The 11503-nt window shown below is 69.2% G+C and carries 12 protein-coding genes; 4 read left to right on the top strand and 8 right to left on the bottom strand.

What is annotated here, in order from left to right:
- Positions 1-11: 11 nt before the first annotated feature.
- The 5 genes from QH290_RS36090 to QH290_RS36110 form a co-directional block, all read right to left on the bottom strand.
- Positions 12-1313 carry a phosphatase PAP2 family protein gene (locus QH290_RS36090; RefSeq protein WP_280387886.1) on the bottom strand — a complete coding sequence of 434 codons (1302 nt, stop codon included), beginning with the start codon at positions 1311-1313 and terminating at the stop codon, positions 12-14.
- Between the two features lie 141 nt (positions 1314-1454).
- Entirely contained in the window at positions 1455-2606 is a 1152-nt protein-coding gene (locus QH290_RS36095) for a glutamate--cysteine ligase (RefSeq protein ID WP_280262204.1), read from the bottom strand.
- 13 nt (positions 2607-2619) lie between these two features.
- Positions 2620-3336 (bottom strand): superoxide dismutase[Cu-Zn], encoded by a 717-nt coding sequence (gene sodC / locus QH290_RS36100; RefSeq protein ID WP_280387878.1) that lies wholly within the window; start codon positions 3334-3336, stop codon positions 2620-2622.
- Between the two features lie 126 nt (positions 3337-3462).
- Entirely contained in the window at positions 3463-4029 is a 567-nt protein-coding gene (locus QH290_RS36105; protein WP_280387880.1) for a LytR C-terminal domain-containing protein, read from the bottom strand.
- Positions 4030-4068: 39 nt separating this feature from the next.
- Positions 4069-4380 carry a nucleoid-associated protein NapA gene (locus QH290_RS36110; RefSeq protein ID WP_280262209.1) on the bottom strand — a complete coding sequence of 104 codons (312 nt, stop codon included), beginning with the start codon at positions 4378-4380 and terminating at the stop codon, positions 4069-4071.
- A gap of 169 nt (positions 4381-4549) precedes the next feature.
- Here QH290_RS36110 and QH290_RS36115 point away from each other — a divergent pair, with 169 nt between their 5' ends.
- The 3 genes from QH290_RS36115 to QH290_RS36125 are packed head-to-tail and all read left to right on the top strand — an operon-like array spanning position 4550 to position 6961.
- Entirely contained in the window at positions 4550-5140 is a 591-nt protein-coding gene (locus QH290_RS36115; RefSeq protein ID WP_280262211.1) for a peptide deformylase, read from the top strand.
- The gene (locus QH290_RS36120; protein ID WP_280387881.1) at positions 5130-6092 is read left to right on the top strand and encodes an N-acetylglutamate synthase, CG3035 family; all 963 of its coding nucleotides are present in this window, start codon (positions 5130-5132) and stop codon (positions 6090-6092) included. The genes QH290_RS36115 and QH290_RS36120 overlap by 11 nt, the downstream gene beginning before the upstream one ends.
- A 47-nt stretch (positions 6093-6139) precedes the next feature.
- A complete protein-coding gene (locus tag QH290_RS36125; protein ID WP_280387882.1) occupies positions 6140-6961 on the top strand; it encodes an exodeoxyribonuclease III in 822 nt (273 codons plus the stop codon).
- Between the two features lie 5 nt (positions 6962-6966).
- Here QH290_RS36125 and QH290_RS36130 read toward each other — a convergent pair whose 3' ends face one another.
- Together QH290_RS36130 and QH290_RS36135 are read right to left on the bottom strand one after the other, a co-directional pair.
- On the bottom strand, positions 6967-7605 hold the full coding sequence (locus QH290_RS36130; protein ID WP_280262216.1) for a hypothetical protein: 639 nt from the start codon (positions 7603-7605) through the stop codon (positions 6967-6969).
- A gap of 302 nt (positions 7606-7907) precedes the next feature.
- Complete coding sequence (locus QH290_RS36135; protein WP_280262218.1) at positions 7908-9734, bottom strand: acyl-CoA dehydrogenase; 1827 nt, start codon at positions 9732-9734, stop codon at positions 7908-7910.
- A 337-nt stretch (positions 9735-10071) separates the two neighbouring features.
- On the opposite strand from QH290_RS36135, the gene QH290_RS36140 reads away from it, so the two are divergent.
- Entirely contained in the window at positions 10072-10698 is a 627-nt protein-coding gene (locus QH290_RS36140) for a TetR/AcrR family transcriptional regulator (RefSeq protein ID WP_280262220.1), read from the top strand.
- Positions 10699-10720: 22 nt separating this feature from the next.
- Here the strand turns inward: QH290_RS36140 and QH290_RS36145 are convergent.
- Positions 10721-11503: hypothetical protein (locus tag QH290_RS36145; protein WP_280387884.1), on the bottom strand; the 783-nt coding region annotated here is incomplete at its 5' end.

Here is an 11503-nt window from a genome sequence, read left to right on the forward strand (position 1 = left end):
GGGGTACCGGCCTACCGCGCGTGCAGCGCTTGCGCGTCGGCCGTCCGCGACTGCGGACTCCGGGCGAACCACGTCGTGTGGAACATCCAGACGTAGGCCGCGAACGCGCCCAGCATGACCAGTCCCGCCGGAATCGGATGCTCGGCGATGACCACGGCGAGGAATCGGTAGGACAGCAGGAGCGCGGCCAGCAGCGCCGCACCCCCGGCGACCAGCCGGATGCGGGTGCGATCCCAGCCGCGTTCGGGGGCGCGCAGCGCGGATTCGACGGTCAGGCACAGCACCGCGCCCGCCAGCAGGTCGGCGCCGTAGTGGTAGCCGAAGCCGAGCGTCGCGGTCAGCGTGGCCAGCAGCCAGAAGGTGCCGCCCCAGCGCAGCCAGCGCGGCGCCGGGGAGCCGTCGGCGGCGCGGCGCGAATGCAGGAAAACCGTGGTGGCCCAGGCGGTGTGCATGGAGGGCATGCAGTTGCGCGGGGTGACGTCGTCGAACGGCAGCACGCCCGGCGCAGGGTCGAGCGGCGGCACGATCTGCGGCCAGTAGTTGCCGATCTGCAGCCCGTGGCCGTCCGGGCCGAAGGCGAACATCGGGCCGACCACCGGGAACAGCACGTACACCACCGGACCGACGAGACCCAGCACCAGGAAGGTCCGGACCAGGTAGTGGCTCGGCCACACCCCGGTCGACGCGACCCGCCGCAGCTGCCAGGCCGCGACCACCATCGCCGCCACCGGCAGCTCGATGTACACCCAGTGCAGCACCGCGTACACCACCGGGCCGAGCGCGTCGATCGCCTGCCCCAGCAGCCACGACGGCTGCCCGAACGCGTGATCGGCCAGCAGCACGTAGCGGTCCAGCACGTCCGGCCCGGCCATCACCGTGACGTGCAACCAGACATCGCCGACCTTGGTGGCGAGGATCAGCAGCGCGCCGAGCGCGGCCGCGTGCAGCGCGTTGCGGCGATCGCGCCCCTCCCAGCCGAACCAGGCGACCAGCGCCAGCCCGGTCAGCGCGATCACCGCGCCGTTGCCGATGGTCACCGAGCCGCCCAGGAGCACCCGCACCACCGCGAACACCACATCGATCGCCAGCGCGATTCCCAGCGTGACGAACCGCCGTCGCCACGACAGCCCGACCAGCGCCAGCGCCAGCCCCGCCCACGGCACCGATACCGACTTCGGCGTGCCCGCGTAGTCGGCCCACAGGCTCTGCAGCGGGCCCTCGAAACCGTTGCGGGAGGCCACGATCTGCAGCGCGATCAGCAGCACGGGCACGGCGGCCACCGCCGCCGCCACCAGGACCCGCTTCGACGGCATCCGGCTACGGCGAGCGTCACCACCGAAGTCGGAGCGCGGGTCGTCGAGTAGCACGACGACCATAGTAAACGGCCGATGAACGCCGCCCCGCTGGCCAGCTGAACGGCCGGTCACCGATCGGCGACGCACCCCGCGCCGGGGTCACGATCCGATCTGGTTGTCGAGTTCCTTGACCAGGGCGTCCACCACCGCGACCAGGTCGCCCTGGGCCGCGGCGGCCACGCGGCGCTGGCGTTGGTAGGAGGCCCCGCGCTTGGGGATGTCGGAGACCAGGGACAGTTCCTGCTCGCAGCCGAGCCGTTTCGCGGTCGGCTCGAGGCGGTTGAGCAGCTCCGCCAGGTCGTCGGTGACCAGGCGCTCGTTGCTGTCGGTGTCGGTGATGATGATCGCGTCCAGGCCGTAACGTGCTGCGCGCCACTTGTTTTCCTGCACATGCCACGGCGGGATGGTGGGCATGGTCTCGCCCGCCTCCACTCGGCGGTCGAGGTCGACGATCAGGCAGTGGATCAGTGCGACGAGCGCGGAAAGCTCCATGCGCGTGGGGATTCCGTCGCACACGCGTACCTCGATCGTGCCCCATTTCGGCGCCGGCCGGATATCCCAGTGCATGCCGCCGAGCTGCTCGATCACCCCGGTCTTCATCTGGTCGTGCACGAAACCCTCGAACTGCGACCAGTTCTCGAACTGGAACGGCAGCCCGGCGGTGGGCAGTTGCTGGAACATCAGCGCCCGATTGCTGGCGTATCCGGTGTCGATTCCGGCCCACATCGGCGACGAGGCCGACAGCGCCAGTAGATGGGGATACGACAGCAGCAGCGTATTGAGAATCGGAAAGACCTTCTCCGGGTGGGAAACCCCGACGTGCACGTGCACGCCCCAGATCAGCATCTGCCGCCCCCACCACTGGGTGCGCTCGATGAGTTCGTCGTAATGCGCTGTGCGCGTGAGCTGTTGGGTCGACCACTGCGCGAACGGGTGGGTACCGGCGCAGAACAGGTCCACACCCGCGCGATCGGCGGCAGCACGCACGGCGTCCATGGTGCCGCTCAGATCGTCGAGCACCTCGCCCACCGTGTCGTGCACGCCGCTGACGAGCTCGACGGTGTTCTTCAGCAGTTCCTTGGTGATCTGCGGGGTGCCGTCGTGCGCGCGCAGGTCACCGACCGCGTCGAAGACCGCGGCGGCCTGGTTGGACAGGTTGCGGGTCTGCTTGTCGACGAGCGCGATCTCCCACTCGACGCCCAGCGTGGGGCGGGGCGAGCTGTTCCACTGAACCTGACCGACCCCGCCCATGGCATACCCGCGCTTACCCGACTACGCCACAGGCAACCCGGCCTCCCGCGTCACCGGTCGCCTTCGTCTCGGCGTCCGGTCCGGCGGTGCCGTTGGCCTGCGTGTATCGGTTCGGAATGTTCCCGAAGTTGTCCGCACCGGCGTGGATCATCAGGGCCTTGCCCTTCAGGTCGTCCAGGGTGACGGAGTCGGTGGTGGTGACCAGCTTGGCGGTGCCGTCCTGACGCACCGCGAGCGAGGTGAGATCGCCGCTGGCCGGGTGCGCGCTCTGGTCGCCGACCTGCAGATGCCCGCCCGCGGACAGGAAGTTGCCGGCCGGGCCGCCCGAGGGCGCCGTGGAGTTGGCCTCACACTTGCCGAACTGGTGGAAATGCAGGCCGTGGAAGCCGGGCTCGAGGCCGTGCGCCTCGACGGTGATCTGCAGGTGGTTGCCGGACTTGGCGATCGAGGCGGTGCCGACCTGGCCACCGGTGGGGTTCTTCAGCAGCACCGAGACCGCCTCGCCCGCGGGCGCCGAACCGTTGCCGTGCTCGGCGCCGTGTCCGGTGCCGTGCTCGCCGCTACCGCCGGCCTCACCCGCCTCGGACGAGCCCGTCCACACCGGCGGTGTGGTCCCCTTGACGTCACTCGACTCCTGGCTGTTGGTGCAGGCCGCGAGGCCGAACACCGCGACCGCCAGCACCGGGGTCACAGTCCGCCAGGACGGGCGACGAGTTGTGGACGGGGCCATCGGGGAACTCCTTTACGAGTACCGAGTTTACGAGTAAAGCTGAGTGGACAGATTCGTTACCGGACAAGATGATGCCAGAGCCGTTATCCAGTTGAGGCGTCGGGCTCGGTTGCCCGAGACGACCGTTCAGTTCCCTGTGACGATTACGATCACGCCGGGCGGCGAGTTCGCGATTCCGGCGAATCGGGGCTCGGCGGTGACGCCCAAATCCTCGGCGATCTCCCGGGCCGCCGCCTGCTCGCCAGGCGTATTTCCGTAGTAGACGGTGGTTTTCGGGACCACGCCGCCGGGATAGTTGCCCGTTTCCGCGATGGTCCACCCCTCCGCGGAGAGCTGACCCGCGGTGCGCGCGGCCAGGCCCGCGACGGTGCTGTTGTTGAGCACGCGGACGGGAACCGACTTGTCCGCGCCCGCGAGCGTGGTCGGCGCGGCGGTGGTGGTCTGCGGCGGCGCGGTGGTCGTGGTGGTGGGCTGCGGCGCGGCCGAGGTGGTGGTCGCGACCGGCTTCGACGCGGTGGTGCTGGTGGGCTGGCCCTGCGTCGCCTGTCCCTGTGTCGAGGTCTCCGCACCCTCGGAGTCGGAGCTCGACAGCGACATCGCGCCGAGGCCGGCGAACACGATGGCCAGGGCGATCAGCACCATCGCGAGCGCTCGCAGCGGCGGTCCACCGGAGGGCGGATTGGGGTTGCTCACCGGGTCGACCCTAGTCTCCCGCGGACGTGGGCGCCCGCATCACACCTGGAAGCCCAGGCGCCGTGCGGCGCGGGCCTTCTGCCGGCTGGCCCGCAGCCGCCGCAGCCGCTTCACCAGCATCGGATCGGCGGCCAGCGCCTCGGGCTTGTCGACGACGGCGTTGAGGACCTGGTAGTAGCGGGTGGCCGACATGCCGAACAGCTCGCGGATGGCCTCCTCCTTGGCCCCCGCGTACTTCCACCATTTGCGCTCGAAATCGAGAATGTCGAGTTCGCGGCGGGTCAGTCCGCTGGCATCCGCGGAAGAGCTGTCCTCGCTTGCGGATAAGTTCCGGGCCGCTGCGCTGTCCATATCGCTCCCTCGCCGAGTTACACCTGACGACTGCGTCCAGGGCTGCTATACGTCGTCGCTCATTCAACCACGAACGGCCGCGTTCCCCGCTCGGTCCTCCGGCGTGTCGGACGGTGCCGACGTGTCCACTGCCACGGGCGGTTCCGGCGTCCGCGTAAAGTGACCGACCATGGCGATTCTCCCGATCCGCGTCGTCGGCGATCCCGTTCTGCACACTCCGACCGAGCAGGTCACCCAGTCGCCGGAGGAGCTCGCGGAGCTGATCGCGGACATGTACGAGACGCTCGACGCCGCCAACGGCGTCGGACTCGCGGCCAACCAGGTCGGTGTCTCGCTGCGGCTTTTCGTCTACGACTGCCCCGACGTCGGCGCGGACGGCGCGATGAACCGCCGCCGCGGCGCGGTGATCAATCCGGTGCTGGAGACCTCGGAGATTCCGGAGACGATGCCGGATCCCGACGACGACGAGGAGGGCTGCCTGTCGGTGCCGGGCGAGCAGTTCCCGACCGGCCGTGCGGACTGGGCCCGCGTCACCGGCACCGATGAGCGGGGCAATCCGGTCGATATCGAGGGCAAGGGCTTCTTCGCCCGGATGCTGCAGCACGAGGTCGGCCATCTCGACGGCTTCCTGTACGTGGACGTGCTGATCGGGCGCAACGCCCGCGCGGCGAAGAAGGCGATCAAGCGCAACGGCTGGGGCGTACCGGGTTTGAGCTGGGTGCCGGGCGAGGTGCCGGACCCCTTCGGACATGACGACTGAACTTCCCGACATCCCGCCCGGACGGCGGGTGGTGGTGCGGTATCGGCTGCCGTCCGGCTATCCCCAGCAGTTCACCGACGTCATCGGCGAGCTGATGTCGCTGGATCCGCCGACCGTGCGCACCGCCGACGGTCAGACGGTGGCCATCGCCGCCGACCGCGTGGTGGCCATGAAACCCCTGGGGGCCAGGCCGATTCGCACCCGGGAGATCCGCGCTCTGGAGGCGGCCGCGACCGACGGCTGGCCGGGCCTGCGGCACACCCGGATCGACGGCTGGCTCGCGGCGGCCGGGAACGGATACACGAATCGAGCCAATTCCGCTGTGCCGCTGGGAAATTCGGAAGGTTCGGCCACCACCCATCCCGATACCCTGCACCGGATCGGCCGATGGTACACCGAGCAGGGCCTGCCGCTGCAGCTGCGGCTGCCCGACCGGCTGGCCCCGGTGCCGCCGGGCTGGCGGACCTGGGGCGAGACCGTCGTGCTGGGGATGGATATCGGCAATGCCGTTCTCCCGCAGGGCCCTTCGATGGTCCGGATCGAACCGCTGCCACCCGAGGCGTGGCTGGAGCTGGACCGATTCCAGGGCGAGGACACCGTTCCGGTGCCCCCGCCGCCGGTGGACGAGGAGGTCCTCACGGCGGTCCGGGACGGCGAGATCGGTTTCGCGGCACTGGGTTTGCCGACCCCGCTCGCCGTCGGCCGGGGCGCGGTCACCGCGGCGCCCGACGGCCGCCGCTGGGTCGGGCTCACCTGCCTGGCCGTCGCGGCCCCGCACCGCCGCCACGGCCTGGGCACGCTGATCTGCGCCGAACTGCTGCGCTGGGGACACCGCCGCGGCGCCACCCACGCCTACGTGCAGGTCGGGGTGGACAATGGTGGGGCGCTGGCGATGTACCGGGAGATGGGGTTCCTCGAACACCACCACTACCGCTACGCGGCACCGGCCTGATCCGGTCTCCCGGCGCGGCGACAGATCGACGAGTGGACAGGGAGACGATGGTATTTCGGCTGGCGACGTGGAATGTCAATTCGATTCGCTCGCGGCTGGATCGGGTGGTCTCATGGCTGGACCGCGCCGATATCGATGTGCTGGCCCTACAGGAGACCAAGTGCCGCGACGACCAGTTCCCCACGGAGCGGTTCGAGGAGGCCGGATACGAGGTCGCGCACATCGGCCTCAGCCAGTGGAACGGGGTGGCGATCGCCTCCCGGGTCGGCCTCGAGGACGTCGAGATCGCCTTCCCCGGCCAGCCCGGATTCGACAAGGACGCGGGCGCCTCGCTGCTGAGCGCGCCCGTCGTGGAGGCCCGCGCGATCGGCGCCACCTGCGGCGGCGTGCGGGTGTGGAGCCTGTACGTGCCCAACGGCCGCACCCTCGACGATCCGCACTACGCCTACAAGCTGGAATGGCTTGCCGCCCTGCGGGATACCGGCAGGAAATGGTTGAGCGACGACCCCGCGGCGCAGATCGCCCTGGTCGGCGACTGGAATATCGCGCCCACCGACGACGATGTCTGGTCGCCGGAGTTCTTCGAGGGCAAAACCCATGTCTCCCAACCGGAACGGGATGCCTTCCAGGCCATCGTGGATACCGGTTTCGGTGATGTCATGCGGCCGTTCGCGCCGGGCCCCGGCGTCTACACCTATTGGGACTACACGCAATTGCGCTTCCCCCGTAAGGAGGGCATGCGCATCGACTTCGTCCTCGCCTCCCCCGCCCTCGCCGCCCGCGCCACCGATGCCGGGGTCGACCGCGAGGAGCGAAAGGGTAAGGGCCCCAGCGATCATGCGCCGGTGGTCGCCGAATTCGGCGGCTGAGCCGTTCAGGCAGGACGGGTTTTGATGGCGTCGTGGGAGATGTAGACGTCGTAGTTGCCCGCGGTGGCGATCACGGCGTTGCCGTAGGCGGAACGGACGAAGGGCTTGGTATGCCAGGCCTGGTTCTGCATGTCCTCGAAGAAATCGCGGTCGCCGCCGTTGAGGAAGATGTGGTTCTGCTTGGTGGCGACGCCGTCGAGGCGCTGGCCGAACAGCCGGGTCACCTTGTAGCCGGAGTGGAAGCCCAGGGCGTTCACCCACGGCTCGAGTTCGACGATATTGGCCTGCAGCACCCACAGATCGCCCTCGACCCGGTATTTCTCGTGCTGGTCGGCATGACCCTCGTCGCCGTAGAGGGTCAGCTCGACGTCCAGGGTGTGCGGCGCGTCGGCCACCTGCGTCGCGACCACGTGCGCGGCCTTCACCTCCCCGCTCAGGCCCAGGTAGGTCTGCAGCAGCGTTGTCCCCCAGAGGATCACCACCGCCACCATCACCAGCACCACCGCCCCCGCGCCGCGTCCGGCGAGCGCCCGCCACCCCACCTTGCGCGCCTTGATCACGGCGGTGATCAGCAGTACGACGGCAAGGACGAACAACACGGCCAGCAGCGCCTGAATCCAGCCGAAGTCCACCGGGAACACCATGCGCTAGTTGTACCCGGATTGTGTGCGCCGCCCACCGATTCCGGCCAAAAGCATGCCGGAATAACAGAGGCAGCTCCACCACCCCCGCCGGAAATAACAGAGGCGACCTCCACCATCCCGCCGGAAATGACAGAGGCGGCCTCCACCATCCCGGCCGGGATGACGAAGGCGGCCTCCACCATCCCGGCACGGGTCCACACCACATTCCCCGCACGCGGCACACCACATTCCCGGCACGCGGATACACCACATTCCCCGCACGCGGCACACCACATTCCCGGCACGCTTTTGGCCGGGACCCCTCAGAACGCGGACTCGTCCAGGTGCATGATGTCGTTGTCGAGGTTCTCCACGATCGCGCGCACGCCGCTCAGCAGCGGCAGCTTGTTCTTCGCGAACCACGAAGCGACGCCGACCTTTCCGGTGTAGAACGGCCGGTCCTTCTCCGAGGGCTGGGCGTCCAGCGCGGCCAGCGCCACCTTGGCCTGTTCCAGCAGTCGCCAGGAGATGACCAGATCACCGACGGCGTGCAGGAATCGCACCGAGCCGAGGCCGACCTTGTAGATCTCCTCCGGATTCTGCTGCGACGCCATCAGATAGTTGGTCAGCGCGGCCGCCATCGCCTGCACATCGGCCAGCGCCGCACCGAGCAGCTCCTGCTCGTGCTTCAGGCGGGACTCGTCGGCGTCGACGAACTTCTGGATCAGCGCGGCGACGTGCGCCAGCGCCACACCCTTGTCGCGAATGATCTTGCGGAAGAAGAAGTCCTGCGCCTGGATCGCCGTGGTGCCCTCGTACAGCGAGTCGATCTTCACGTCGCGGATGTACTGCTCGACCGGGTAGTCCTGCAGATAGCCGGAGCCACCGAAGGTCTGCAGCGATTCGGTCAGGGTCTCGTAGGCCCGCTCGGACCCGCAGCCCTTGACGATCGGCAACAGCAGATCGTTCACCCTCGCCGCGGTCTCGGGATCGGCACCGAAGTTCGCCTGGGCCACATCGTCGTTCTGGTAGGCCGCGCAGTACAGGTACAGCGCCCGCAGGCCCTCCGAGTACGCCTTCTGCAGCGCCAGGCTGCGCCGGATGTCCGGGTGGTGGGTGATCGTGACGCGCGGGGCGGACTTGTCGGCCATCTGCGTCATATCCGCGCCCTGCACGCGAGTCTTGGCGTACTCCAGTGCATTCAGGTAGCCGCTGGACAGCGTCCCGGCCGACAGCACGCCCACCATCATGCGGGCGTTCTCGATCACCTTGAACATCTGGGCGATGCCGTTGTGCACCTCGCCGACCAGGTAGCCGACGGCGGGCTTGCCGTCGCCGTAGGTCAGCTCGCAGGTGGGCGAGGACTTGATGCCCATCTTGTGCTCGAGGTTGGTGACGTTCACGCCGTTGCGCTCGCCGAGTTCCATTGTCTGCGTGTCGAACAGGAACTTCGGCACCGCGAACAGCGACAGGCCCTTGGTGCCCGGGCCCGCGCCCTCCGGCCGCGCCAGGGTCAGGTGGATGATGTTGTCGGCGGTGTCGCCGACGTCGCCACCGGAGATGAAGCGCTTCACACCCTCGATGTGCCAGGTGCCGTCAGGCTGCCGCACGGCCTTGGTGCGGCCCATGCCGACATCGGAGCCGGCGTCCGGCTCGGTGAGCACCATCGTTCCGCCCCAGCGGTTGTCCCACGCGTGCTTGGCCCAGCGCTGCTGCTCCTCGGTGCCCTCGTTGTAGAGCACGGTGTGCATGAGCGGGCCCATGTTGAAGAAGCTCGCCGAATTGTGCGCCGCGACAAGCATTTCCTGCGTCGCCCACACCAGCGGCGACGGCGCGTTCACGCCGCCCATCGCCTCCGGCATGCCCAGCGCCGACCACCCGGCCTCGTTCACCGCGGCGACGGTCTTGCGCAGCGAATCCGGGACGATGATGGAGTGGTTGGCGGCGTCGAACTGCACGGGGTTGCGGTCCGCGTCGACGAACGACTCCGCGACCGGCCCCTCCGCCAGCCGCAGCACCTCGGCCAGGATGCCGCGCGCGGTCTCCGTATCCAGATCGCCGTAGGCGCCGCCGTCCAGCAGCGTCCCGATTCCCAGCACCTCGAACAAGTTGAACTCGATATCCCGAACGTTCGCCTTGTAGTGCGACACGGACCGGCCTCCTCGACTGGGTCGAATTGCAGCGCGCCCGCGGACCGCACGCGCTGGGTTGATGTTGTCCCTGGAGGTTGCCGTACGGCCGTCCGGTTACGCAACCGTAGGCTCCGCGGCGGCAGGTGAATTCTTTGTACCTCGTACAAATCCGATACAGCAGGGCAAACGCTTCGCACCCGGAAGGAGTTCGCCGCCGTCCTCATACTGTTCGGCGATTTGCCAGCGATATGCCCGAATGGCCCGGTACCGCCGGTCACGGTTGCCGGAATCACCCCGCGCGAAAATCGGCATTGCTCACTCCGGACGCGTTCCGGGCGCTGATATCTTGGTCCGCATGGGTTCGGATTCGGCGGTGCGGCCGCGGCAGCGCGCACAACATCTCGGACCCGAACGCCGCCGGCCGCAGGTGCTCGACGCCGCGCTGCGGATCGCCGTCGAGGACGGCATCGCGGCCGTCACCGTCGCCGCGGTCGCCGAGCGACTCGAGGTCACGAGACCGGTCGTCTACGCCTGCTATGCCGACCGTGTCGAGCTCATCGACGCCCTGCTGCAGCGCGAGGAGTCCTACCTGCTCGGCGGCATCATGGACGCCCTGCCGCGCCGTCGCGTCGAGGCCGACGAGGGGGTCTTCGTCGAGGGGTTCCGGGCGCTGCTCGAGACCGTCGCCGCCCGGCCCGACACCTGGAAGCTGCTGTACGGCAACCCCGATCCCGCGGTCGCGGGCTCCTTCGGCCGCGGCCGCCGCCTCGCCGTCGAGCGCTGCACCCGCCGCCTGCGACCCACCCTGCACGCGTGGGGCACCGTGGATGCCGAGCGCAAGCTCCCCGCCCTGGTCGAGCTGTGGGTCTCCGCGGGCGAGGGCGCCGTGCGCACGCTGCTGGCGGGCGACGGCGCCTGGAGCCCCGAGGATCTGGGCGCGTTCATCGGCGCGGCGGTGTACCGCGCGCTGCGCGACGCCTGAGCATCGCGGCCGCCCCGCGCCGTCAGCCACGCGTGATCATCCACACCAGTGCCGGATAACCCGCCGCGTAGGTCAGCAGGAATGTGTTCAAACCCATTGCCACCCAACACATCAGGTGGAAGAACAGCCCGATACCCAGCAGCGTGAACGCGATCGGAGGATCGGCGAACCACACCACGAAGAACAGCGCCTCGAACACCGCGGCCGACACTCCGGCCAAGTGCTGCAACGGTTTCGGGATGACGCGAGCCAGGTGTGGATTGCCGTAGCAGGACGAGGTGAGGATGAGGTGCATGGCGTTGCCGGTGGTCCAGGCCCGCGATACCAGCTTCGACCAGCCCGCCACCAGATACGAGCCGGTCATGTGGGCACAGATCACCAGCAGTATCACCCGGGCGGCCGTCTCGGTCGGCGCGAGGGAGTACGCCGCTGTCGCGAGGGTCAGAAGCAGGGCCAGCTGATCGGCCCCGTCCCGGCCGAACGGGAAGCGGACGGCCAGCAGGAGCGCGAAAACCACTGTGGCGAAACCGGATACGGCGGCGATCGGAGTGCGCCACGCCAGCACCGACACCGCGGCGCTGAGTGGGCCCGCCACCAGGTAGGCCGTGGTCGCGCGGGGCGAGGAGAACAGCCGATCGACCGGTCGCCCGGCCGGACTGTTGAGCACGCTGTGCCGCAAGCGCAGAATGCCCCAGTCCAACAGTCCGCCCGTGGTCCGGGCGCCGGCGCGCGGGGGCCGCCGGGGCACGCGGGGGGCCCCCCCCCGCGCGGGCGGCCGCCCCCCCCCCCGGGGGCGGGGGGCGCG

This window comes from Nocardia wallacei, assembly GCF_029869545.1.
Classification (GTDB): domain Bacteria; phylum Actinomycetota; class Actinomycetes; order Mycobacteriales; family Mycobacteriaceae; genus Nocardia; species Nocardia wallacei_A.

Excerpts from the sequence above, each read along its gene's own strand:
- QH290_RS36140 (WP_280262220.1), top strand. The coding sequence starts at position 10,072 with ATGGGTTCGGATTCGGCGGTGCGGCCGCGGCAGCGCGCACAACATCTC.
- QH290_RS36120 (WP_280387881.1), top strand. The coding sequence starts at position 5,130 with ATGACGACTGAACTTCCCGACATCCCGCCCGGACGGCGGGTGGTGGTG.
- QH290_RS36095 (WP_280262204.1), bottom strand. The coding sequence starts at position 2,606 with ATGGGCGGGGTCGGTCAGGTTCAGTGGAACAGCTCGCCCCGCCCCACG.
- QH290_RS36090 (WP_280387886.1), bottom strand. The coding sequence starts at position 1,313 with ATGCCGTCGAAGCGGGTCCTGGTGGCGGCGGCGGTGGCCGCCGTGCCC.
- QH290_RS36110 (WP_280262209.1), bottom strand. The coding sequence starts at position 4,380 with ATGGACAGCGCAGCGGCCCGGAACTTATCCGCAAGCGAGGACAGCTCT.
- QH290_RS36115 (WP_280262211.1), top strand. The coding sequence starts at position 4,550 with ATGGCGATTCTCCCGATCCGCGTCGTCGGCGATCCCGTTCTGCACACT.
- sodC (WP_280387878.1), bottom strand. The coding sequence starts at position 3,336 with ATGGCCCCGTCCACAACTCGTCGCCCGTCCTGGCGGACTGTGACCCCG.
- QH290_RS36125 (WP_280387882.1), top strand. The coding sequence starts at position 6,140 with ATGGTATTTCGGCTGGCGACGTGGAATGTCAATTCGATTCGCTCGCGG.
- QH290_RS36130 (WP_280262216.1), bottom strand. The coding sequence starts at position 7,605 with ATGGTGTTCCCGGTGGACTTCGGCTGGATTCAGGCGCTGCTGGCCGTG.